The sequence below is a fragment of the Mycobacterium sp. IS-1556 genome (assembly GCF_001499985.1).
Lineage (GTDB): Bacteria > Actinomycetota > Actinomycetes > Mycobacteriales > Mycobacteriaceae > Mycobacterium.
Genome location: NZ_LQIM01000013.1, coordinates 17,473 through 39,373 on the forward strand (window position 1 = coordinate 17,473; position 21,901 = coordinate 39,373).

The 21,901-nt window shown below is 67.1% G+C and carries 24 protein-coding genes and 1 pseudogene; 9 read left to right on the top strand and 16 right to left on the bottom strand.

Features of this window, described 5'->3' with window-relative positions; translation table 11 throughout:
- Window positions 1–3 precede the first annotated feature (3 nt).
- Window positions 4–678: a cAMP-activated global transcriptional regulator CRP gene (gene crp / locus AU187_RS12285; protein WP_059101725.1), complete on the bottom strand. Its 675-nt coding sequence runs from the start codon at window positions 676–678 to the stop codon at window positions 4–6.
- Between the two features lie 88 nt (window positions 679–766).
- The gene (locus AU187_RS12290) at window positions 767–1,060 is read right to left on the bottom strand and encodes a hypothetical protein (RefSeq protein ID WP_502687755.1); all 294 of its coding nucleotides are present in this window, start codon (window positions 1,058–1,060) and stop codon (window positions 767–769) included.
- Window positions 1,061–1,233: 173 nt separating this feature from the next.
- On the opposite strand from AU187_RS12290, the gene nth reads away from it, so the two are divergent.
- Genes nth through marP form a run of 4 tightly spaced genes read left to right on the top strand, consistent with a single transcriptional unit; the run spans window position 1,234 to window position 4,609 of the window.
- Window positions 1,234–1,977 carry an endonuclease III gene (nth, locus tag AU187_RS12295; protein ID WP_059101850.1) on the top strand — a complete coding sequence of 248 codons (744 nt, stop codon included), beginning with the start codon at window positions 1,234–1,236 and terminating at the stop codon, window positions 1,975–1,977.
- 21 nt (window positions 1,978–1,998) lie between these two features.
- Window positions 1,999–2,646, top strand: coding sequence for a TlpA family protein disulfide reductase (locus tag AU187_RS12300; RefSeq protein ID WP_059101723.1), 648 nt, complete (start codon window positions 1,999–2,001; stop codon window positions 2,644–2,646).
- Window positions 2,643–3,425 carry an NUDIX hydrolase gene (locus tag AU187_RS12305; protein ID WP_059101722.1) on the top strand — a complete coding sequence of 261 codons (783 nt, stop codon included), beginning with the start codon at window positions 2,643–2,645 and terminating at the stop codon, window positions 3,423–3,425. The genes AU187_RS12300 and AU187_RS12305 overlap by 4 nt, the downstream gene beginning before the upstream one ends.
- The gene (gene marP / locus AU187_RS12310) at window positions 3,422–4,609 is read left to right on the top strand and encodes an acid resistance serine protease MarP (RefSeq protein WP_059101721.1); all 1,188 of its coding nucleotides are present in this window, start codon (window positions 3,422–3,424) and stop codon (window positions 4,607–4,609) included. The genes AU187_RS12305 and marP overlap by 4 nt, the downstream gene beginning before the upstream one ends.
- Here marP and AU187_RS12315 read toward each other — a convergent pair.
- Both AU187_RS12315 and AU187_RS12320 read right to left on the bottom strand, forming a co-directional pair.
- The gene (locus tag AU187_RS12315) at window positions 4,606–5,583 is read right to left on the bottom strand and encodes an alpha/beta fold hydrolase (RefSeq protein ID WP_059101720.1); all 978 of its coding nucleotides are present in this window, start codon (window positions 5,581–5,583) and stop codon (window positions 4,606–4,608) included. The genes marP and AU187_RS12315 overlap by 4 nt on opposite strands.
- Window positions 5,584–6,093: a phage holin family protein gene (locus AU187_RS12320; protein ID WP_059101719.1), complete on the bottom strand. Its 510-nt coding sequence runs from the start codon at window positions 6,091–6,093 to the stop codon at window positions 5,584–5,586. It lies immediately after the preceding gene.
- A gap of 138 nt (window positions 6,094–6,231) precedes the next feature.
- Between AU187_RS12320 and AU187_RS12325 the strand changes: the two genes are divergently transcribed.
- On the top strand, window positions 6,232–6,945 hold the full coding sequence (locus AU187_RS12325) for a S1 family peptidase (RefSeq protein WP_059101718.1): 714 nt from the start codon (window positions 6,232–6,234) through the stop codon (window positions 6,943–6,945).
- 8 nt (window positions 6,946–6,953) lie between these two features.
- Here the strand turns inward: AU187_RS12325 and acs are convergent, their stop codons facing one another.
- Window positions 6,954–8,915 (bottom strand): acetate--CoA ligase, encoded by a 1,962-nt coding sequence (acs, locus tag AU187_RS12330; protein WP_059101717.1) that lies wholly within the window; start codon window positions 8,913–8,915, stop codon window positions 6,954–6,956.
- 123 nt (window positions 8,916–9,038) lie between these two features.
- Here acs and AU187_RS12335 point away from each other — a divergent pair, with 123 nt between their 5' ends.
- Complete coding sequence (locus AU187_RS12335) at window positions 9,039–9,794, top strand: Fic family protein (protein WP_059101716.1); 756 nt, start codon at window positions 9,039–9,041, stop codon at window positions 9,792–9,794.
- Window positions 9,795–10,232: 438 nt separating this feature from the next.
- On the opposite strand, the gene AU187_RS12340 is transcribed toward AU187_RS12335, so the two are convergent.
- Window positions 10,233–11,090: an HAD-IB family hydrolase gene (locus AU187_RS12340; protein WP_059101715.1), complete on the bottom strand. Its 858-nt coding sequence runs from the start codon at window positions 11,088–11,090 to the stop codon at window positions 10,233–10,235.
- A 415-nt stretch (window positions 11,091–11,505) separates the two neighbouring features.
- Between AU187_RS12340 and ssd the strand changes: the two genes are divergently transcribed.
- Window positions 11,506–12,570 (top strand): septum site-determining protein Ssd, encoded by a 1,065-nt coding sequence (gene ssd, locus AU187_RS12345; protein WP_059101714.1) that lies wholly within the window; start codon window positions 11,506–11,508, stop codon window positions 12,568–12,570.
- Window positions 12,567–13,172 (top strand): annotated as a pseudogene (locus AU187_RS12350) (ATPase, T2SS/T4P/T4SS family); the annotation flags it as partial. The gene ssd and the pseudogene AU187_RS12350, both read left to right, overlap by 4 nt.
- A gap of 213 nt (window positions 13,173–13,385) precedes the next feature.
- On the opposite strand, the gene AU187_RS12355 reads toward AU187_RS12350, so the two are convergent.
- From AU187_RS12355 to AU187_RS12400, 10 genes are all read right to left on the bottom strand, one after another.
- A complete protein-coding gene (locus AU187_RS12355; protein ID WP_059166786.1) occupies window positions 13,386–14,774 on the bottom strand; it encodes a restriction endonuclease subunit S in 1,389 nt (462 codons plus the stop codon).
- Window positions 14,771–16,582 carry a type I restriction-modification system subunit M gene (locus tag AU187_RS12360; protein ID WP_059166787.1) on the bottom strand — a complete coding sequence of 604 codons (1,812 nt, stop codon included), beginning with the start codon at window positions 16,580–16,582 and terminating at the stop codon, window positions 14,771–14,773. The genes AU187_RS12355 and AU187_RS12360 overlap by 4 nt, the downstream gene beginning before the upstream one ends.
- A 398-nt stretch (window positions 16,583–16,980) precedes the next feature.
- Window positions 16,981–17,469: a phage protease gene (locus AU187_RS12365; protein WP_059166788.1), complete on the bottom strand. Its 489-nt coding sequence runs from the start codon at window positions 17,467–17,469 to the stop codon at window positions 16,981–16,983.
- A gap of 9 nt (window positions 17,470–17,478) precedes the next feature.
- Entirely contained in the window at window positions 17,479–18,360 is an 882-nt protein-coding gene (locus AU187_RS12370) for a major capsid protein (protein ID WP_059166789.1), read from the bottom strand.
- Between the two features lie 16 nt (window positions 18,361–18,376).
- Window positions 18,377–18,760 (bottom strand): capsid cement protein, encoded by a 384-nt coding sequence (locus AU187_RS12375; protein WP_059166790.1) that lies wholly within the window; start codon window positions 18,758–18,760, stop codon window positions 18,377–18,379.
- 1 nt (window position 18,761) lies between these two features.
- Window positions 18,762–19,334: a hypothetical protein gene (locus tag AU187_RS12380; RefSeq protein WP_059166791.1), complete on the bottom strand. Its 573-nt coding sequence runs from the start codon at window positions 19,332–19,334 to the stop codon at window positions 18,762–18,764.
- 2 nt (window positions 19,335–19,336) lie between these two features.
- Window positions 19,337–19,732: a helix-turn-helix domain-containing protein gene (locus AU187_RS12385; RefSeq protein WP_059166792.1), complete on the bottom strand. Its 396-nt coding sequence runs from the start codon at window positions 19,730–19,732 to the stop codon at window positions 19,337–19,339.
- The gene (locus tag AU187_RS12390) at window positions 19,729–20,385 is read right to left on the bottom strand and encodes a hypothetical protein (protein ID WP_059166793.1); all 657 of its coding nucleotides are present in this window, start codon (window positions 20,383–20,385) and stop codon (window positions 19,729–19,731) included. Before AU187_RS12390 ends, AU187_RS12385 begins: the two co-directional genes overlap by 4 nt.
- Complete coding sequence (locus AU187_RS12395) at window positions 20,382–20,918, bottom strand: hypothetical protein (RefSeq protein ID WP_059166794.1); 537 nt, start codon at window positions 20,916–20,918, stop codon at window positions 20,382–20,384. The genes AU187_RS12390 and AU187_RS12395 overlap by 4 nt, the downstream gene beginning before the upstream one ends.
- Before the next feature lie 109 nt (window positions 20,919–21,027).
- The gene (locus AU187_RS12400; RefSeq protein WP_059166795.1) at window positions 21,028–21,219 is read right to left on the bottom strand and encodes a hypothetical protein; all 192 of its coding nucleotides are present in this window, start codon (window positions 21,217–21,219) and stop codon (window positions 21,028–21,030) included.
- A 23-nt stretch (window positions 21,220–21,242) separates the two neighbouring features.
- Here AU187_RS12400 and AU187_RS25435 point away from each other — a divergent pair, with 23 nt between their 5' ends.
- Window positions 21,243–21,467: a hypothetical protein gene (locus AU187_RS25435; protein ID WP_059166796.1), complete on the top strand. Its 225-nt coding sequence runs from the start codon at window positions 21,243–21,245 to the stop codon at window positions 21,465–21,467.
- Window positions 21,468–21,901: the final 434 nt, after the last annotated feature.

Consider the following 21,901-nt stretch of genomic DNA (forward strand, 5'->3'; position numbering starts at 1 on the left):
TCCCTAGCGCGCGCGGCGGGCCAGTCGTTCCGAGTCGGAGATCAGAACGCTCTTGCCCTCCAAGCGAATCCAGCCGCGGTGAGCGAAGTCGGCGAGCGCCTTGTTGACGGTTTCCCGCGATGCGCCGACGAGCTGGGCGATCTCTTCCTGCGTGAGGTCGTGCGTCACGCGCAGTGCGCCGCCCTCCTGGGTACCGAACCGCTGAGCCAGCTGAAGCAGCTGCTTGGCGACGCGGCCGGGCACGTCTGTGAAGATCAGGTCGGCCAGGTTGTTGTTGGTGCGGCGCAGACGACGGGCCAGCACCCGCAGCAGCTGCTCGGCGATCTCCGGCCGGTCGGCGATCCACGCGCGCAGCGCGTCACGGTCCATCGACACGGCGCGCACCTCGGTGATCGTCGTCGCGCTCGACGTCCGCGGGCCGGGGTCGAAGATCGACAGCTCGCCGAACATGTCCGACGGCCCCATGATGGTCAGCAGGTTCTCCCGCCCGTCCGGCGACCGCCGGCCGATCTTGACCTTGCCCGAAATGATGATGTAGAGCCGGTCGCCGGGCTCACCCTCGGCGAACACGGTGTGTCCACGGGGGAAGTCGACTGGCTGCAGTTGCTTGGTCAGCGCGGCGACGGCGCTTGGTTCGACCCCCTGGAAGATTCCGGCCCGCGCCAGGATCTCGTCCACGTTGCCCCTCTTAAGCTGTTAGGTGAAGCCGACCTCTATCGGTTAGCGAGATAAGTCTAGAGGTACCCGGTTTCGTGACCAGCCCACGCTACACACGATCGGCATGTCGGGTCGGCCGAAACTCCGGATTCACCCGGGGCTCAGGGAAGCGGTGCGTCGGCAAACCCGAGTCGGGAAAGAACGGCGTCGATCCGCCGGCCATCGCGTGGTCAACGTGTCGGCGTTGGCGCAGGCCGTCGAGTGCGCGGCTCATCCCGTCCCGCGCCAGCGTGTCGACGTCGGACGGCTCGGCCTCCGCAAGGAATTTCGCCACATCGGTGGCTGAGACGGTGTCGCGGTGCAGGCCTGCCTCGAGTCGCTGCAGCCCGAATGTCGCCACCATCAGCAACCCCGGAATCAGCCCGACCAGCAACCACGACACAAGGCTGAAGTAAACACGCCGAAGGTCTCAGCGGGATCACGAAATGTCACCGGTCCGCAGTACCGGTGTCGGCGCGTCTCAGTACGCTGGCGTTCGTGACCGTGGGTGAGACGTCGGCAAAGAAGTCGGGCGCGATGAAGCGGGCCCGGAACCGGGACGGCGAAACGCGCATCGGTCTGGTTCGGCGCGCGCGTCGAATGAATCGCGCGCTGGCGCAGGCGTTTCCGCATGTGTACTGCGAGCTCGACTTCACCAACCCGCTCGAGCTGACCGTCGCGACGATCCTGTCGGCGCAGAGCACCGACAAACGGGTCAACCTGACCACCCCGGCGCTGTTCAAGAAATACCGCACCGCACTGGACTACGCGAAGGCCGATCGCACCGAGCTGGAGGAGATCATTCGGCCCACCGGGTTCTACCGCAACAAAACGAATTCACTCATCCGCCTCGGCCAGGAACTCGTCGAACGGTTCGACGGCCAGGTGCCCGCGACCATGGAGTCGTTGGTGACGCTGCCGGGCGTCGGACGCAAGACCGCCAATGTCATCCTCGGCAATGCGTTCGGCATCCCGGGCATCACCGTCGACACGCATTTCGGCCGGCTCGTCCGCCGGTGGCGGTGGACCACCGAGGAGGATCCGGTCAAGGTCGAACATGCCGTCGGTGAGCTCATCGAGCGCAGCGAGTGGACCGACCTCAGCCACCGGGTGATCTTCCACGGCCGCCGCGTCTGCCACGCGCGCAAGCCGGCGTGCGGTATCTGCGTTCTGGCCAATGACTGCCCCTCCTTCGGTATCGGACCGACCGACCCCCTGATCGCCGCGCCGCTGGTCAAGGGCCCCGAAACCGAACACCTGCTGGCCCTGGCCGGGCTGTAACCCACCGACCCTCGACCGACCGTGCGTACCTCGACTCGTTGGACCGTGGTGGTCCTCGTGGTGATGGTGGCGCTGGGATGGGCCCTGTGGGCGCAGTTGGATGACGACGCTCCGTCCTCCGAGTCGTCGTCGCAGACCAGCGCGCGGGATCGCCGCGACGCCGACACTGCCGAGGCGCTGGCCGGGCCGCGGGCGCGAGCCGATCTGCCCCCGTGTCCGGCGCCGGGCGTGGGGCCGGGACCGGCAGCCCTGCGCGGCATCACGTTGGAGTGCGCCGGCAACGGGGCGCCGGTCGACGTCGCCAAGGCGGTCGCCGGCCGCGTCGTCGTGCTCAATCTCTGGGCGTACTGGTGTGCGCCCTGCACCGAGGAACTGCCGGCGATGGCCGAATACCAACGCCGGATGGGTTCGGCGGTGACCGTGCTGACCGTGCACCAGGACGAGAACGAGACCGCGGCGCTGCTGCGACTGGCCGAGCTCGGCGTGCGGTTGCCCACGCTGCAGGACGGCAGGCGGCTGATCGCCGCCGCGTTGCGGGTGCCCAACGTCATGCCAGCAACCGTGGTGCTGCGCGCGGACGGTAGCGTTGCCGACGTCCTGCCGCGCTCGTTCACCAGTGCCGACGAGATCGCCGCAGCGGTGAACTCACAGATTGGAGCAGCGCGGTGAGTTGGGTCGACGAGGGCAGCGGGCTGACCCCCGACGCCGCCCCGCCGTGGCTCAAGCCGCTGTTGGACAACGCCGCCGACGTCAAGCAGGTCTACCGCCGTCGGGTGCCGCCCGAACTGCTCGCCATGGTCACCGCCGAGCGGAACCGGCTCGGAGCGCCGCCCGCCGGGCGCGAAGCGGCGGTGCTGGTGCTGTTCTCCGGCCCGGCCGACACGCCGACCGGCGGCTTGCCCGAGGACGCCGACCTGCTCGTCACCGTCCGCGCGGCGACACTGCGCCACCACGCCGGCCAGGCCGCCTTCCCCGGCGGTGCGTTCGAGGCCGGCGACCACAGCCCGGTGCAGACCGCACTGCGGGAAGCCAACGAGGAGACCGGCATCGACGTCGGGCGGTTGCACCCGTTGGCGACCATGGAGCGGCTGTTCATCCCGCCGTCGGGTTTTCACGTGGTGCCCGTACTGGCCTACTCGCCGGACCCGGGGCCGGTGGCCGTCGTCGACCGGGCCGAGACCGCGCACGTGGCCCGCGTCCCGGTGCGCGCATTCGTCAACCCCGAGAACCGGATCATGGTGTATCGCAGCGCCAACACCCGCCGGTACGCGGGTCCGGCGTTTCTGCTCAACGAGATGCTGGTGTGGGGGTTCACCGGTCAGGTGATCTCGGCGATGCTCGACGTAGCGGGCTGGGCCCAGCCGTGGAACACCGACGACGTGCGCGAACTCGAGGACGCAATGGCGCTCGTCGGCGGCGACGGCGGTTACGGTGATGGACAACCATGACATCGTCACAGTGGGTGGACTTCGCGGTCCTCGCTATCGCCTTCGTCGCGGGCATCTCGGGCTGGCGCTCGGGTGCGCTCGGGTCGATGCTGTCGTTCCTCGGTGTGGTGCTCGGCGCGGTCGCCGGTGTGCTGCTGGCCCCTCACCTGGTCGAGCACATCGACGGCCCGCGCACCAAGCTGTTCGTGACGCTGTTTTTGATCCTCGCGCTGGTGGTCATCGGGGAGATCGCCGGCGTCGTGCTGGGCCGTGCGGTGCGCAGCGCCATCCGCAACCGCACGCTGCGCGCGGTCGACTCGCTGGTCGGCGTGGCAATACAGATTGTCGCCGTGCTGGTGGCGGCGTGGATGCTGACGTATCCCCTGCAGACGTCCGACCAGCCCAACCTTGCGGCCGCGGTGCGTGGCTCGAAGGTGCTCAAAGAGGTCAACGACGCCGCGCCGGACTGGCTGCGCTCGGTGCCGACGCGTCTTTCGGCGCTGTTGGACACCTCGGGTCTGCCCGACGTGTTGCAACCGTTCGGGCGCACCCCGATCGTCGCCGTCGACGCACCCGACGCCGCGCTTGCCGCCGACCCGGTTGTGGCTGCGACACGGCCCAGCGTGGTCAAGATCCGCGGGGTGGCGCCCGGATGCCAGAAGGTGCTGGAAGGCACCGGATTCGTCGCCGCGACCAATCGGGTGATCTCGAACGCGCACGTGGTCGCCGGTTCGGAAAGCGTCACGGTCGAGGCCGACGGGCAGACCTACGACGCGTACGTCGTGTCGTACGACCCGCAGGCGGACATCTCGATCCTCGACGTGCCGGACCTGCCGGCGGCCCCGTTGCCGTTCGCCGACACCCCGGCCACCACGGGCACCGATGCGGTGGTGATGGGCTATCCCGGCGGCGGTAACTTCGTCGCCACGCCGGCGCGTGTCCGCGAGATCATCGAGTTGAGCGGCCCCGACATCTACCGCACCACCACGGTCGAGCGCGAGGTCTACACGATCAGGGGCAGTGTGCGGCAAGGAAACTCGGGCGGGCCGATGATCGACCGGGAAGGCCGCGTACTGGGCGTGGTGTTCGGGGCGGCGGTCGACGACGCCGACACCGGTTTCGTGCTGACCACCAACGAGGTGTCCCATCAACTCGCCAAGCTGAACAACAGCGAACGCGTGCCGACCGGCGCCTGCATCACCTAACCGTATACATGCCTGAGGAATCGGGACAGCTGCTCGGTGACCGGTTCGGGCGCCTCCTCATGAGCGAAATGCCCTGCGCCGGCGACGGATACGTAACGACCGTGCGGCGCGTAGCGCTGTGTGCGGTACACCGGATCGGCAAGCACGTACGGGTCGGCGGCTCCGCGCACATGCAGCACGGGCACGTTGATCGGGCGCTTCATCGACCGCATGAACCGACGCCCTTCGCCACGCAGCTGGCTGCGTACCGCCCAGCGCTGGTATTCCAGCGCCGAGTGCGCGGCCCCCGGAATCTGGATCGCCTGCCGCATGTGTGCGATGGTCTGCGAGAAGTCCTCGGAGCCAACCCATTTACTACTCGACCGGCTGCGGACGAGGCGCTCCAGCTCCTCGGCATTGTGCCGGGTGAGCGAACGCTCGGGCCACATCGGAACCTGGTAGCGCAGCATCGACGGCAGCAGCGCGCGGCCCTGGTCGCGGCGCTGAAGGGCGGAGGCCCGCAGCGCCACCGGATGCGGTGAGCTGACCACCGCGATGGCGCGCACCGCGCGGGGATGCAGCACTGCGGTGGCCCAGCACACCAGGCCGCCGTCGGCGTGCCCGACCAGCGTCGCGGTGCTGTGGCCCAGCGCGCGCACCAACCCGGCGGTGTCGCCGGCCAGCGTCCAGCCGTCGTAGCCTCGCGGTGGTTTGTCGCTGGCCCCGTAGCCGCGCAGGTCGACGGCGACCACGCGAGCACCGGTCAGGCACCGGAGCTGGTGACGCCAGGACCACCAGAATGAGCCGAATCCGTGCAGCAGAATCACCAGCGGTCGCTCGGTGGCCCGAGCCGCGGCGGCGGTATCAGACGTCGGCGACTGGTGTGCGGTGTCGGACTCCGCTTCGACCACATGGAAGCGAATTCCGTTGGCGTGCACCTCGAGATGACGCCACGGCCCGTCGATGCGGACGACCGACGGAGCGGGTGGGGGCACTTACCAGCCCGACGGATCGGCCGTCGACGCCGGTTTTCCGTCACCCGCCGCCAGCGCCTTGGCCTTGTCATGGCCCGGCGTCAGCGCTTCGGGGATTTCCTTGACCGATTCGATGGTCTTCTGCGGGCCGCGGATGCGTCGCACCTTGAGGTAGCCCAGCAGCGCGAACACGGCGGTGACCACCACCATCAGCCCGAACACGATCAGGTACGCCGCCCACTTCACCAGCCACAGATCGAGCAGTTCGCCGAGGAAGAAGAAGAAAAAGAACGTCGAGTAGAACAGCACGACCAGCGCCAGGACGAAGAAGACGCTGCCGGTGAGACCCTTTTTGACGTCGCGAGTGATCTCGGCCTTGGCCAACTCCACCTCGGCGCGCACCAGCGTGGAGACCTGCGCGGTCGCATCCTTGACGAGGTCACCGATGGACGGGTCGGCCTTCGGGGCGTGCGGGTCGACCAGCGGTATCGACGTCACGGTGGTCGGCGCGCCGTTCCTGCGATCGCTCACGAGGGTTCCTCCCGCACTCAGGTCTCGGTCGCGACTCATGTTGCCATGTGGCTTGCGCTGAAACGATGCCGGTCGGCGATAGACTGGCTGGATCCAAGGCAGGGCAGGTCGGGGCGCGTCGATAGGGGAAACGTTCACGTGAAGACCAGCGGCCTCCGCCTGAGCCTTCTCGCCGCGACCATCGCCGTCGCCGTCGCCGCCGCCCTGCTCTTGACGCCCGCCGTGGCACAGGCCCAGGAGCGGGTTCCGCTGGGCGGTGGCTCGGGCCTGGTGGTCAACGGCGAGACGCTGTGCACGCTCACCGCGATCGGCACTGACAACCGCGGCAAGCTCGTCGGCTTCACCTCGGCGCACTGCGGAGGGCCAGGGGCTCAAGTCAGCGCCGAGGGCGCGGAGGCGGCCGGTGTGCTCGGCACGATGGTGGCGGGTAACGATGCGCTCGACTACGCGGTGATCGAGTTCGACCCGCAGAAGGTGCGCCCGGTCAACAACGTCAACGGGTTTCAGATCGACGGACTGGGCCCGGATCCGGTCGTCGGCGATGTCGCCTGCAAGCTCGGCCGCACCACCGGCTACTCGTGCGGTGTCACCTGGGGTCCCGGCGGGCAACCCGGTACGTTCATCAACCAGGTCTGCGGTCAGCCGGGCGATTCGGGTGCACCGGTGACGGTCAACAATCGGCTGGTCGGCATGATCCACGGCGCCTTCTCCGAGGAACTTCCGACGTGCATCATCAAGTACATCCCGCTGCACACACCCGCGGTGAACATGTCGTTCAACACGCAGCTGGCCGACATCACGGCCAAGAACCGACCGGGAACGGGTTTCGTTCCGGTCGGCGCCGCCGGTTGATTCGACGTCTACTTGCTGGCCCGGATCGCCTCGAACACGCTGGGATCCACCAGGGTTGACGTATCGCCGAGTTCACGGCCCTCGGCGACGTCACGCAGCAACCGCCGCATGATCTTGCCGCTGCGGGTCTTCGGCAATTCCGGCACTACATGGATCTCCCTGGGCCGGGCGATCTTTCCGATCTCCTTGGCCACCTGCTCGAGCAGTTCGGCCGTCATCTCGTCGTCGCCGCGGTGTTGAGCGTGTGACTCGAGGATGACGAACGCGCAGATGCCCTGGCCGGTCGTCTCGTCGCTGGCGCCGACGACCGCGGCCTCGGCCACACCGGAGTGGCCCACCAACGCCGACTCCACCTCTGTGGTCGAGATGCGGTGGCCGGACACGTTCATCACGTCGTCGATGCGGCCGAGCAGCCAGATGGAGCCGTCCGCGTCGACACGCGCACCGTCACCGGCGAAATACCAGCCCTTCTCGGCGTACCGGGACCAGTAGGTCTCCTTGTAGCGTTCCGGGTCGCCCCAGATGCCGCGCAACATCGCGGGCCACGGCTGATCGAGCACCAGGTATCCGGTGACGTGCTCGGCCTCGTCCGCGCCGGGAACGAGTTCGTTGCCTTCCTCGTCGACGATCTTCGCCGAGATTCCCGGTAACGGCTGCATCGCCGACCCGGGCTTGGCTGCGGTGACACCGGGCAGTGGAGAGATCATGATGGCGCCGGTCTCGGTCTGCCACCACGTATCGACAACCGGAGTCCTGTTGCCGCCGAACGCATCCCGGTACCAGCGCCATGCCTCCGGGTTGATCGGCTCGCCGACCGAGCCGAGCAGCCGCAGGCTTGTCAGATCGTGGGCGTCGGGGATTTCGCGGCCCCACTTCATGAACATCCTGATCAGGGTGGGCGCAGTGTAATAAATTGTGACGCCGTACTTTTCGATGATCTCGAAATGCCGGTGCTCATTCGGTGAGTTCGGCGTGCCCTCGTAGACCACTTGGGTGCACCCGTTCGACAGCGGGCCGTAGACGATGTAGGTGTGTCCGGTGACCCAGCCGATATCCGCCGTGCACCAGTAGACATCGGTCTCCGGCTTGATGTCGAAGACGTTGTAATGGGTGTACGACGCCTGGGTGAGGAAGCCCCCGGAGGTGTGCACGATGCCCTTCGGCTTTCCGGTGGTGCCCGAGGTGTACAGCAGGAACAACGGATGCTCGGAGTCGAACGCCTCCGGCGTGTGCTCGGCTGACGCGTTCTCTACGGTTTCGTGCCACCACAGATCGCGACCGTCCGTCCACGGAATGTCAATTCCCGTGCGGCGCACCACCAGCACGTGCTCCACCGACTTCTGTCCTTCACACGCCTCGTCGGCCGAGTCCTTGAGCGACACCGCCTGCCCGCGCCGGTACTGCCCGTCGGTGGTGATCACCAGCTTCGCCTCGGCATCCTCGATGCGGGCCTTCAGCGCCGACGCCGAGAATCCGGCGAACACCACCGAATGGAGTACGCCCAGCCGGGCGCAGGCCAGCATCGCCACGATCGCCTCGGGCACCATCGGCATGTAGATGGCGGCGCGGTCGCCGGCCACCAGGCCGAGGTCGGTCAGCGCGTTGGCTGCTTTCGAGACCGCCGCCAGCAGATCGGAATAGGTGATCTCGCGGCTGTCGCCGGGCTCACCCTCCCAGCGGATCGCGACCCGGTCCCCGTTGCCGGCCTCGACGTGCCGGTCCACGCAGTTGTACGCGACGTTGAGCTTGCCGCCGACAAACCACTTGGCGACGGGAGCGTCCGACCAGTCCAGAACCTCAGTGAAAGGTGTTTCCCACGTGAGCCGGTTCGCTTGTTCGGCCCAGAACGCCAACCGGTCCTTCTCCGCCTGCCGGTACATCTCCTCGGTGGCGTTGGCCTGCTCGGCGAACTCGGGAGGAGGGGGATAGACGGACGGACCGTGGGCGTGCTGTGCGGTGGTGTCGGTCATATCTGTGAGGGTAGTCACCGCGTCGGCGGCGCACATATGCATGTCACAGACCGGCTTCGCCGGAGGTGCTTGCGGGTGAACGGCACGGCTCGTCGGGCCGCCGGTCGGCTAGCGTGTGCTGCCGTGACCGGTGGCTTCGCGAAAGACCCCTTGGCGCCGCTTGCCGATCTGCCCGGTGTGGCGGAGGCGGCCGACGAGGCGCGCGAAGCGCTGGGCCGAGCGCATCGGCATCGGACCAACCTGCGCGGCTGGCCGAAGAGCGCCGCCGAGGCCGCCCTGCGCGGGGCCCGGGCGTCTTCGGTGCTGGACGGCGGCGCTCTGCAACTGTCCGACGACGGCGCGGATCCGGTGTTGGCCGGCGCGTTGCGGGTCTCCGAAGCCGTGGAAGGTGGGGCAACGGCGTTGGTCGGGGTGTGGCAACGAGCCCCCCTGCAGGCGATCGCCAGGTTGCATGCGTTGGCGGCCGCGGACATCGCCGATGACGATCGGCTGGGCCGACCCCGCACGGACGCCGACGTCGGCACGCGGCTGGCGCTGTTGGCCGAGATCCTCACCGGAGGTACTCGGGTGTCGGCGCCCGTGCTGGCCGCCGTCGTGCACGGCGAACTCCTCACGCTCGCACCATTCGGCGTCGCTGACGGTGTGGTGGCCCGCGCGGCGTCGCGGTTGGTGACGATCACCACCGGACTCGATCCGCATGGCCTCGGCGTGCCGGAGGTGTACTGGATGCGCCAGTCGGGCGATTACGCCGCTGCGGCGCGGGGCTTTTCGTCGGGAACACCCGACGGTCTCACCGCGTGGATTCTGCTGAGCTGCCGCGCCCTGCACGCCGGCGCCCGTGAGGCGCTATCGATCGCGCAGGCCGCCGCGTCGTCCTGAGCCGTCGCTGCAACACCGACCATTCCGCGGGCCAGCAACGCGAAGCGGGCGACGTTCCGAACGTCGGTTCGGCGCGTCGCCCGCTAGCACGGACACCGGTTACCAAGCGTGCTCTCTTGGGTTGCGTGGGTGGCCTCGGCGTCTTGTCGATGCGCTTCGACTTCGGCCCCACCCAAAGGGCCACTCTAGTCGTCCGCTCTTCGCAAATACGCAGGCCCGCAACACTTTTGCCTATTCCGCGGCATGTGCTCCGCGTGGGTGCCGGGTTCCGTGCTGGGGAGCCTGAAGCGGGAGATCCGAGCCTTCTCTTCCGGCTCGGTCTTGGCCTCTCCAAGCTTCCGTGATTCCTTTGTACCCCGTGACGGCGGTCACATCAAGGGTCAAAATCTGCGGTAGTCCGGATCGTTACGCGCGCGTTGGCTAATTGCGAAACCTCAGCTAGAAAGCGAAGCGCCGCAACAGTGAGTAGGTCAGGGCGCCGGCCGCCAACGCGCTCACGCCGACCGCCGCAGTGGTTGCCATGGCGGCGCCGGACGGAGCCGGGATCCGGTCCCGCAGCGACACCGGGTTGGAGAAGTTCAGCACTGGCCAGCCGCGCGCGACTGCTTCTTTGCGCAACGCGCGATCTGGGTTAACCACGCTCGGGTGGCCGACGACCTCGAGCATCGGCAGATCGGTGATCGAGTCGGAATAGGCGTAGCAGTGCTCGAGCGCGTATCCCTCGCGCGCCGCCAGCTCCCGGATCGCCGCCACCTTGCCCTCGCCATAGCAGTAGAAGGCGATCTCGCCGGTGTACTTGCCGTCCTCGACGACCATCCGGGTGGCCATCGCGTGGGTGGCGCCCAACGCCCTGGCGATCGGTGCGACTATCTCCTCGCCGGAAGCCGAAACCATGACCACATCGCGACCGCACAACTTGTGGTCGGCGATCAACTCGGCCGCTTCGGCGAACACCAACGGGTTGACGATGTCGTGCAGTGTTTCGCCGACGATCGCCTTCACCTGCTCGACGTCCCAGCCCGCGCACATGTTGGTGACGTACGCGCGCATGCGATCCATCTGATCGTGGTCGGCGCCGGACATGAGGAACAGGAACTGGGCGTAGGTGGACTTCAGCACCGCCCGCCGATTCATTAGCCCTTGCTCGAAGAAGGGTTTGCTGAAAGCCAGTGTGCTGGATTTCGCGATCACCGTTTTGTCGAGATCGAAGAAGGCGGCGGTGCGGACAGGACTGCCCGCCGGGACGCGAGTTTGCCGAGTGTTCGAGCCCCCGGCCGCCGGCTCGGATACGGTCACAGCGCCAGCATAGGGGCCGCCGCGTGACAAATGGCCGGAGTGTGTACAAAGTGGCAGGTTATGACACCTGTCGGCGACCGGACAATTCTGTAAAGCGGGGTGTTTCCGCACGCAACCAGCACTTGCGCCGCCGACGACTGGCGTGTGTATAGTGAGCGTTACCCGGCTTATGTCGGGTGTGCATCAGCCCGACCCCCCGGGGCTGATACACGACGACCTCCGCCTCCTCCCCCCCTGGCGGGGGTCGTCCTTTTTCGGCGCCTATTCGCATTCCGGATACTTGTTGCCATTCCGAAGAGTTGCGGAACGTTGTTTTCGGTTGGTCGGTTTTCGCCGTTATCCCCATGATGGAGTTCATCCACAGATCGGGTTTCGGCGCTAGCTTCACCCGAACCGGCGGGCGCAGGCTCGACCCGTGGCTTCGTTAAGTGGATATCTCGCGTTGGTCGCCGACCCTGCGCTCCGCGACGACGTCGACCGGGTGTGCGCGGCAGCCGGGGTGCCGGTGGTCCACGCCATCGAGCCGTCCAGTCGCAAGGTCTGGACCGACGCGGTCGCGGTCGTGCTCGACGCGACGGGTGCCCAGCGATGTGCGGCACGCGCACTGCCGCGCCGCACCCGCGTCGTGCTGGTCGGACGCGCCGAACCGCGCTCCGCCGACTGGCAGGCGGCGATCGCCGTCGGCGCCCAGCGAGTGCTGACCCTGCCCGCACAGGACGGCGAGTTGATGGCCGAGTTGGCCGAGGCCGCCGACCGCGTGCACGACACCGGCGGCCGCGGCGCGGTGGTGGCAGTCATCGCCGGCCGGGGCGGCGCCGGGGCATCGGTCTTCGCGACGGCGCTGGCACGTGTCTCCCCCGATGCGCTCCTGCTCGACGCCGATCCGTGGGGCGGCGGCATCGATCTCGTGGTCGGTGGCGAAGCCGAAGCCGGCCTGCGCTGGCCCGATCTGGAGCTGCGGGGCGGTCGCCTCAGCTACGCGGCATTACGCGATGCGCTGCCCCGGGTGCAGGGCGTCAGCGTGTTGTCGGGCAGCCGAGATGGCGGCGAGGTCGATGCCGTACCGCTGGAAGCGGTGATCGATGCAGGCAGCCGTGGCGGCGCAACCGTGGTGTGTGACGTGCCGAGGCGATCAACCGCGGCTGCCGAAACCGCGCTGGCGGCAGCCGATCTCGTCGTCCTGGTGGTGTCGGCCGACGTGCGGTCATGCGCCGCGGCCGGCGTGGTCGCACGGTGGGTGTCGACGGTCAACCCGAATGCGGGCGTGGTGGTGCGCGGTCCGTCGCCGGGGGGATTGCGATCGGCAGAGGTCGCCGGGATCGTCGGTCTTCCACTGCTGGCGGCGATGCGTCCCCAACCCGGTTTGGCCGCCACGCTGGAGCGTGGTGGGCTGAGGATCCCGCAACGGTCGCCGCTGGCCTGCGCGGCCCGGAAAGTGCTCGCTGTGCTGCAGCAGCATCCGGGGGTCAGTGCCGCATGAGTGACTCGTTGATCGACCGGGTGCGCGAGCGGCTCGCCGCGGAGTCGGCGCCGTTACGGCCGACGGTGGTGGCCGCGGCGATCCGTGCGGAGTCCGGCGGGTTGCTCGGCGACAGTGAGGTGCTCAGCGGGCTGCGCCTGCTGGAGACCGAGTTGACCGGAGCAGGTGTGCTCGACCCGCTGCTGTGTGCCGAGGGCACCACGGACGTGCTCGTCACCGCGCCGGACGCGGTGTGGATCGACGACGGTAACGGGTTGCGACGCAGTCCGATCCGGTTTCCCGATGAGGACTCCGTACGCAGGCTTGCACAACGGCTCGCGCTGGCCGCGGGGCGGCGCCTCGACGAGGCGCAACCGTGGGTCGACGGCCAGTTGACCGGGCTGGGGACCGGCCAGTTCACGGTCCGTCTGCATGCGGTGCTGCCGCCGATCGCGCCCGCGGGCACGTGCTTGTCCCTACGGGTATTGCGGCCCGCCACCCAGGATCTGGCGTCGCTGACCGCCGCCGGCGCCATCGAACCGGCCGCCGCGTCGCTGCTCGACGACATCGTCCGAGCCCGGTTGGCGTTCCTGGTCTCCGGCGGAACCGGGGCGGGCAACACGGCAGCTGACCTGTGGCACCCAATTGCTGCGATCGAGCGGCCGAACAGCGGCCTACGCTCGACTCATGCGGGACCTGGACACGATGGACTCCGAACTCAGGCTCATCGCGGCGTTGCGACGCGCGCTCGCCGAACTCGGCGCCCCCATGCCCTCGGTTGCGGTGCTTGACGAACTACTCGACGAGCGGTCGCGATTCTCGATGAGTGGACCGGCCTAGTCGATGAGACCGTCTCCAAAATGCTTCTTCGCCTCGGACCACTCGCGCTCGGCTTGCTCGCGCAGAGCGCGCGCTTCCGAACGGCTCTCGGCTTCACGGTCTGCGATCGCCTCTTGGATCTTTCGATCAGTCGGCACCGGGATGAGCAACGTCTGCACGTCGTCGGCCGTCAGTCGCGGATGAGTGTTGCCTCCTGCCATGTGCGTTGTCTGCGCCAGCATGAGCTTGGACCGCAGCATCGCGGCGAGGTATTCGGGCCGTATGTCCTCTAGTTTGGGTCGGAAGACGAGGAACTCGGGCGATGAAATGCCGTCGCGTTCGGCGATATGGACCTTGTTCAGGTATGGGCGCAACTTGTTGTAGAGGATGTCTCCGGCTTGGAACCGCACACAAGAGCCGGTAGGTAGCTCCTCCTCGATCGCGTGGACTGCTTCGCCGGTGTCGCGCTCGATGTTGGCCAAGCCGATGTAGTAATCACCTTCACTTGGAGCATCGACGAACTCTCTCACCGGATCGGCTACGTCGAGCACACGTCGTGCTGGTGTCTTGCCTTCCTCGATCGCTCTGATGGCCAGGATCCGCTCGGGGCTGTAGAAGTCAGCGTTAAGGCGGCCGCCGACAAGCAGCCCAGCGCGAGTTACCCCGTAACCGACTACAGGAGTGATCTTCGGGGGCATTAGTCCAAGTTGGTCGGCAATCTGATCATCGCCACGCGAAAGCATCTCCCGAACCGATTTCATTCGCGACTGGTATGTGCGCCAATGATTCTCGAGAGCGTCGACCATCTGTTTCTGAATGTCGACGTCCGGCCTCGGTACGAGGAGCTGGCCAATCTCCTCACTATTGATATTCGCCATGCCGATTATCTGGCGGCTGACTTGGTCTATCTGCACGCGCCCGACGTCAGAATTAAGGAACCGCGCGAGGAACTCAGGGATGTAGTCGTCGTCAGTGATGCGAACCCGCACGAGATACCCCGCGAAGTACCAGGGGCCAGGCTCGCGGAACACGGCGCATTTACCGACCAGCTCCTTGGAGTTGGTCCGGTTGAATAGGACGTCGCCCTGGTTGATCAGGTACTTCTTGCGGTCCTCTTCGTCGAGGGTCGTGTATTTCAGGACCGACAGATCCCAGTCGCCGTCTTGGAGATTGCTCATCCGGAGGATCGGCGCACCGTTGTCCTCTTCGATGGACTTGCTGCTGTCTCCGTACTGGATTTGGTTCGCAATCTTATGGATTGGGACCATCGGGAATGGAGAGCGCGAGATGACGTCGGCGACGGTGGGGCGGTATCGCGCGTGGTTCACATCGATACGCCCGCCGAGAAGGTCGCGGCGCAACATCGCGAAGCCTGCGGCTGGCCTTGGGTCAGCTAGGGCGGTCATGAGAGGAAGGGCTTCGGATCGGTCAGAAACTTGCGGTACGCATCGACCACCTTTGGCAGATCACTGGTCGTGGAACGTCCTGTGGCGTCATATCCGATCCGTTCCGGTGCTGCCATAAACGTGGCTTCGTCGTCGCTTGGCGCCTCCCGTTCGCCCCGGCGGCGAACGAAGATGATTGACGCCTTCACCCCCGCCCCATAGTGCGAGAACGCCGTCGGGGGAAGGGATATGACGGCCAGCAGTTGTGTTCGTTCGAGAAGCAATGCACGTACATAATTGAGGCTTGCGTTGTTTAATATGCCGTCGGGCAACACGATCGCCGCTCGACCCGTGCCGGGCTTTAAGAAGTCGATGATGCGCTCGACGAAGACAATCTCGCTTTTCTGCTTCTCGCGAGGCTTTCGCTTGCCCTTCTTATCGGGCTTCGTCTGGCCAAGTTCGTAGTCCGCTATGTAGGGATGGCCAGCCCGGTCGATGGATGCCCCGAAAGGTGGATTGGTGAGCACCAGGTCGAAGGCTCCGAGCTTGATGCCAACGTTCACTTTCGTTAGGTCGTTGATTGGACGGAGCGCATCGTCACCGACCACGTTGGAATGGCCGTCGTCGTGGATGATCATGTTCATCTTGGCTACACGGCAGATTTCGTCGTTAATCTCGATGCCGAAAAGCTGACGCTGCGCGAAGTCGTGCCAATGCTTGTAGTGTTCTGGCGTATTTTCTTCGTGGTACTCGCCGGCCTCGCGCCGAACGGCGTCGAGCGCGTAGAGCAGGAAACCGCCGGAGCCACATGCCGGGTCGAGGACTAAGTCGTCGCTCGTCGGCTGCATCATTTCGACCGCGAACTGGATCAGGTCCCGCGGAGTGAAGTACTGGCCGAAGTCGCCCTTGAAGAAGCTATCCATGAATTGCTCGAAGGCGACGCCCTTTACGTCTAGATCCGTCGCGCTGAGGTTGATCGCCTCGAGGTGCGACACGATGACGCGGAGTGTTTCGTCGTCGACACGAATGGTATCGGTGAAGACGGTCGGATCGCGTTTGCGATGCGCTGCATATAGTTCGCGAATCCTCGTAGCTAGGCGCTTAGACGTCTCATGGGTCTTGATCTGGAATTGATACGGTTCGCCGACTTTCCGCTTCGCCTGTTCGTCGGCAATCTTGACGAAGATCAACTTGCACAGCTCGCCGAAGGCCGCTGGCGGCGAGAGCTTTCCGCCACCCCACAGCGTCTGATGGCACTTCTGAATCGCTTGGATAAGGGTTTCCCGCGAGACGGGCTCGATATCGAGGTCGCCACCGCGGCGATACTTGAACTCTTCGGGTTTCCCGTATTCACCGGGTAGGTCCGCGATGATGTTCTTCTCGCGTTCGAGGACACCCCATTTTTCGCCGAAGTCAAGGAATCGACGCGTCAAGCCCGCGACCACGCCGACATATGTCGCTCGCAGTTTCGCCCATGTACCGTTCCCGGCAGCTTGTTCGACCGCCTGATTGAACTCGGCATCGCTGACGCCGTCCCGCTTGCATTCGATGACGGCGAAGGGAGTCTTACGTTCGTCGTCGACGAAGACGACAAGGTCCGCGGCGTCCTTCGGTGTCCGATCAGGAACCGTGACCTCGACACCGATACGTGATGGGCTATAGCCGTACCGATAGATCAGCTCGGCCCAGAACTCAGCCCGCACCTTCTCTTCCGGGTCGTCGAAGATCTCGCGGCGGCCGACGGCCTTGTACAGGATCCGTGTCTTTGCGCCCGAGCTGTCGAGTTCGGCATGGCCGTCGGCGAGCGCACGTTCCAGGTAGGTCGGCATCAGCTGCTTTCGAGTGCTTTGGCTGCGTTCTTCGGGCGAGGCTACGCGAACCGGCCCGGTGACAGGAGGAAGACTCGCACAACCCACAGCAGGGTCCGGGACGCGTGACTCAGCCCTCGATTTGAGCCCGAAATTTTCGGCCGCCTCAAAAAAAATTCCTGACGACCGCGGACGGACCTCAGGGCCCCCCCGGGGTCGAATTTTCTGGCGCTCCTCGAGCTGAGAAGGGTGGCGGCCCGACCAGCCAAGGATTCCAGCCGGGCCCGCCCTGTGGGTCACCGGGCCGCGGCGATGCCTGGACCGCGGCCTGGCGACGTCTATGCGGCGGTCCCGGCCTGTTCGGCGGGAGCCGGGACCGCCTTAAGCCGCGCCCTCACAGCGCGACGTCTATCCGGCGATCAGCCGTAGAACCAAACGCGCTCGTGCTCGTCGTCGCCTTGGTCGTGCGCCGGGTCGGTGCTGTGGCCGACCTCCGTCATCGGCACGGCCGTCTCGTTGGGCACGCCGGCCAGCACGTCGGCCATGCCGGGATCGGCCTGGATCAGGCTGACCCAGTGCTTGCGTCGGCCGGGTGTGATCTTGCCCTTGTTGATGGCGTCGTCGACGGCGGCTTCGACCTTGGCCTGCGCAGCGGCGGCCGCGAGCTTGCGGCCTTCGGCGGCATCGCGTCGCAGCGCTTCGGCGGTGTCGGTGTCGATGACCTCGAGGCCGGCGCGCTTGGCGGCCGCAGCCACGGTGGACGGCTTGGCCGGGTCCATCGCGGCGACCTGGTTGGCGATGTCCTCGACGGTGGCGAGGACCAGTTCGGCGTCGTCGGTGTCGGCCGGCAGGCCGAGCAGCTCGAGCAGCTTGGCCGACTGCTCATCGGTGAAAACGATTGCGGGCATTGGCCTCTCCTATGCGGGCAGGGCGATCTTCTTGGCGGCGTAGGGCCGGTCGACGGCGAACGCGGGCACGGCGTAGGCCTGCACCCACCTCGAGCGGGTGGAGCGGTCGTCCCACACGTCGACGGTGAGCGGTGCTTCGAATCCGACGGTGCCGACCATGCCCGTCTCGACGACGTAGGCCTCGCCGGCCGGGATGCGCGGGTTGGAGAACATCTCGAGGCCGGCGGACTTCAGCATGTCGTCGAGGCCGTCGGCGTAGGCGACGCGCAGTTCGTGGGCCTGCTGTGGGTTGACGATGAGCAGGTCGTGGGTGACTCCGAGTTCCTGCAGGTCGCTGGCGAGTTGGGCCATCGAGAAGTGCGCGGTGGGCCGGGCGTCGCTCGGGGTGAGGTTGGCCTCGGGCCCCACGAACACCAGGTTCTCCCAATTGCTGGCTGGGACAACGACATTGGCGCCGGTCACGGCGGCGGTGATGGCGTTCATCGCGGCGACGTCGAGCTTGCGGGTGATCGTGTTGGCCAGCTGGGTGGTCTGCTGGTCGAGGTAGGACACGTCGTTGCGGATGCGCTGTTCGTCGGTGACCTGGAACTTGCCGCCCCAGTCCTCGACGAGCGCCAGCTTCGGCTCCGGTTCGACGCCCTCGACGACCTTGTACTCCGCGCCGGGCGTGCGCTTTTCGACGTCGCTGGTGAAGAAGTCGGACGCCTGGACGACCGAGTAGAGCATGCCGCCACCTTGCACCTGGGCGCCCAGCTGGTGGAAGAACTTCGGCAGCAGGATCTGGTCGTCGGCGAGTTCGGCGATGCGGTTCCGCAGGATCGTCGGCGTTTTGAGGGCGACGTCGACTGTGAGCCGGCGGCCGTTCAGTTCGGGGATGAGCGGGTTAGGCATTGTGGCTCAATTCCTTTCAGTACAGCGAGATCTCGGCGTTGGCGCCGGCGGCTGCTCCGGTGATGGCGTAGCCGACGCCGACACCGGCCGCCTTGGTGATGGCCTGGCCGGCGGCGCCGACCTGCACCTCGGCGAACGCGGCGATCGCGGCCTCGGCGGTCACCTTCACCACGCGGCTGTTGCCGCGAACGACGCGGACAAGTTCACCGACGGCGGCGTCGGTGGCGGCGACTCCACAAGTGCGGCCACCCGCGGCGGCCGGCGCCACCGAGATGTTGCCGCCCGACGTGCGGTTGCCGCTGATGGCCAGGAACCTGCGCGCCGTCACGGCTGCGGTGGCTTGCCCGGTGATGTCCTTGCCGGGTTCGTAGACGGACGGGTTGGCGATGGTTGTCGACACGTCAGACTCCTGTCATCGTTCGGTTGGTTCGGCGTCGGCGGGCGGCCGCCACAGCGACGGCGCGTCGCCGCTCGGCCGCGGCGTGGTCGTCGGGGTGGAATGTGCTGGCGGCGACGCTGATTCGGCGGGCCGCGGCCACGCCGTACGTCTCGGCGATGTCGGCGAGGTTGTCGACGCCGGGCGCCGTCTCGCCGAGCAGCGCGACGGCGGTAATGACCAGCGGCCATACCGTGCCGTCGGGCCCCTCGTAGTTGATTAACGCTTCGACGGACCTGTCGGGCCAGGCCCTCGGCAGCAGCGTTGCGATCGGCTTTGGCACGTCGACGAAGTCGCCGATGAGCACCTGGCCGCCCTCGGCCAGCCGCAGGTTGTCGACGCGCCCCAGCGCCGGCCCGCCGTCGAATCGCGGGTCCTGGTGGCCGATCTTCAGCACCGGGATGCGCAGGACGCCGGCCTTGTGCGCGGCGACCGCGGAGGCTAGGTCCGCGGGGGTGACGGTCCAGTCGCCGGTGCTGATCTGCCACGTACCGACGCGGACGAGTTCGACGTCGCGGATCGTGCGGAGGTCAGGCATGGTCAGCCTCGCTTGGCCGCCTGCCGCTCGGCGCGCTCGACAACGGCGAGCGCTGGATAGAGCCACCGGGTACCGGTGTGATGCGCTGGTAGCCGGCCCTGGCGCGCGAGGTAGCGGACACCGTTCGGCGTGATGCCGAGGATGCGGGCCGCCTCGCCGGTGGTGACCAGGTCATACCTCGCAGGGTTGCGCGAGTTCGCCGCGGTGCCAACCAAACTGGCGGTTTCACTGCCGTTTCGGTTCTGAACCGTCAGTGCGGCAACAGTTTTGCGTAGTCGCGCGGTGACGTGTTCGAGCCGAGCGCTCGGCCGACCTGTGCGAGCGAGCAGCTCCAATGCCCGCACAACGTAATCGGCATCTTCGGCGTCGAGGAACACACCGCGCAGGTTGGTGATCACGTCAGGCCCTCTGGCGTGTCCGGCGCGCGCACGCCGCCGTGACGGACGAAGTCGTAATCGAGCCGCTCGAGCAGGTGGTCACGGGCGGCGCCGCGGACGTGCATGTCGATGAGCGCGATGACGTGACCGATCAACACACTCGCCGCGTTGCTGCCGTGTTCAGCGGCCAGTGTGTCGGCGAGCCGCCACCCTTCGGCCTCGAGGTCCTCGTTGCCGGTGACTCGGCCGCGCAGCACGATCTCGGCGGCCTCGAACGGTCGCCACTGGTCAGCGGTCGACTCGTCCTCGGCTTCGGCCGCGGCGTGCGCGAGGAGTCCGGCCTCGGTCAGCGCTTCGACGAATTGGTCGCGCCACGCGCCAGCGAGTACGTGGCCGGCGGCGAGGTCGAGCAGGTGAGGCAGGAGCGCAGCGTTCGGCGTGAGGCCGGGCTGCTCGAAGCAAGCCTGTAGGACGTGCGCCATTGCGGCGGGTTCGGCGTCGGCGTTGCCGGTCAGTTTCGCGTGCAGCAGTCCCGCTGCGCCGCAGCGGATCCGCTGCCACTGGTGCAGCTCGCGCATCTCGGCGGGCGTTCGGTCGACGACGTCGCGGCCGGCGGCCCTCATGCGCGCGATCACGCGCTGCACCACGGCTTCGTCGTCGTCGCGGTCGGTCATGTCGTTGTCCCTTCGTCTGCTGGGTTGCCGGTGTCTGTGGCGGCGCTATTCGCTGCCTCGGGCTCGACGAGCCGGTAGGCGGGGCGGCCTCTGAAGCGTCGGACCGCGATCACACCGGGGTGGCGGCGCAGCGTCGACCACACAGCTTCCGGCGACAATCCGGTCGCGGCGGCGATGGCGCGCCCGCCGGACAGCACCCACCTGGCCCCGTCGTGCTCGAAGCAGTCGGGCCCGCCGGCCGCGAGCCGCGCCCGCAGGAACGCGATCACCATCGCCGCGGCGTGGCCGAAGGCCTCGATGTCGGCAGGGGCGGCGACAAGGACAGGCCCGCCAGGGTCGGTTACCGTCTCGGTGCTGGCCGACCGCTCGGACTTGATGCGTTCGATCGCTTCGCCGAGTGCCTTGTGCAGAACTACCGCCTGCACAGCCGAAATCGCCAGCGGTGCCTGCAGGCCGCTGATCGTGAGCACGACGCGCGGCGGGTCGCCGGCCTCCACGCCGGCCACGCCCACGGCTGCGTCGCGAGCCTTCATTTCTGCCGCCCATTTCGCCGCTGACGGCTCGAATTGCCTTGGCGGCCAGACAGTCCCGAGGTACTCGTCAACGCGGCGCTGCGGCGCGCGCACCGGCCGAAGCGCGCGGTCACAGCGCGGCCCGTTCCGGTTCGTCGATCCAGTCGGCCTCGTTGTCGGACCGGAACCACCGGTCGAAGGCTTCGTGGCAGTGCCGGTGCTCCGGGGGGACGCAGCGCAGCCTGGTGCTCAGGTCGAAGTGCGGTGCCCCGCAGATGCTGCAGTACCACCACAGCGGCAGCTGGTCGGGACAGTCGGTCATGATGTTCTCCTCCTGGGCTTCGGGTGTGTGCACTTGCGCACACCGACCTCGTTGCCGTCGTCGTCGTAGACGTCGACGAAGCCGTGGTCGCAGTCGGGGCATGCGGCGCGCCGGTCGGCTTCGGCTTGTCGTTGGGCGTCGTGCTCCCGCTCGGCCCCGACGGTGAGGGCTTCGACGCGCTCGCGTGCTTGTTGGCATCCCTTGCATGGTTTGTCGGTGCCACCAGGGTGTCGGGGGCAGAACGGTGACGGCTCGACGGCGGCGGGACGTTCGCTGTTGCTGTTCGCTGATGGCTGCGAGGTGCGGTCGTTGCGCGGCTGTTGTGGCTCGGGTGTCGGCGGTGTCTCGCGCACACACGCGCGCCCCCCTACTTCCATCCCTACTTCCATCCCTACTTCGGGCGAACGGCCGTTCGTAGTTTCGGAGCACGGCGGTTCGTAGTTTCCGGCACCACGGTTCGTAATTTCGGTGCCCGTAAACCGTGAACGGCCGTTCGTAGTTTGTGGCCGTTGCACGAGCAGCTGCCAGTGGGTCGTGTGGCCGCGGCCTCCTTTGCTACGGGTAACGCACGCGATTACTCCCTTCGCTTCGAGCCGGAGCAGAATGCCTTGCACCCCGCGGGGTGTCATGCCGCAGTGTTCGGCCAACGTCTTGACACCCGGCCACACAATCGGCCGTCCGA

Coding starts and splice junctions, on each gene's coding strand:
- AU187_RS12290 (WP_502687755.1), bottom strand. CDS start 1,060: ATGGTGGCGACATTCGGGCTGCAGCGACTCGAGGCAGGCCTGCACCGC.
- nth (WP_059101850.1), top strand. CDS start 1,234: ATGAAGCGGGCCCGGAACCGGGACGGCGAAACGCGCATCGGTCTGGTT.
- marP (WP_059101721.1), top strand. CDS start 3,422: ATGACATCGTCACAGTGGGTGGACTTCGCGGTCCTCGCTATCGCCTTC.
- acs (WP_059101717.1), bottom strand. CDS start 8,915: ATGACCGACACCACCGCACAGCACGCCCACGGTCCGTCCGTCTATCCC.
- AU187_RS12355 (WP_059166786.1), bottom strand. CDS start 14,774: ATGACCGCCCTAGCTGACCCAAGGCCAGCCGCAGGCTTCGCGATGTTG.
- AU187_RS12360 (WP_059166787.1), bottom strand. CDS start 16,582: ATGCCGACCTACCTGGAACGTGCGCTCGCCGACGGCCATGCCGAACTC.
- AU187_RS12365 (WP_059166788.1), bottom strand. CDS start 17,469: ATGCCCGCAATCGTTTTCACCGATGAGCAGTCGGCCAAGCTGCTCGAG.
- AU187_RS12370 (WP_059166789.1), bottom strand. CDS start 18,360: ATGCCTAACCCGCTCATCCCCGAACTGAACGGCCGCCGGCTCACAGTC.
- AU187_RS12380 (WP_059166791.1), bottom strand. CDS start 19,334: ATGCCTGACCTCCGCACGATCCGCGACGTCGAACTCGTCCGCGTCGGT.
- AU187_RS12390 (WP_059166793.1), bottom strand. CDS start 20,385: ATGACCGACCGCGACGACGACGAAGCCGTGGTGCAGCGCGTGATCGCG.
- AU187_RS12395 (WP_059166794.1), bottom strand. CDS start 20,918: ATGAAGGCTCGCGACGCAGCCGTGGGCGTGGCCGGCGTGGAGGCCGGC.
- AU187_RS12400 (WP_059166795.1), bottom strand. CDS start 21,219: ATGACCGACTGTCCCGACCAGCTGCCGCTGTGGTGGTACTGCAGCATC.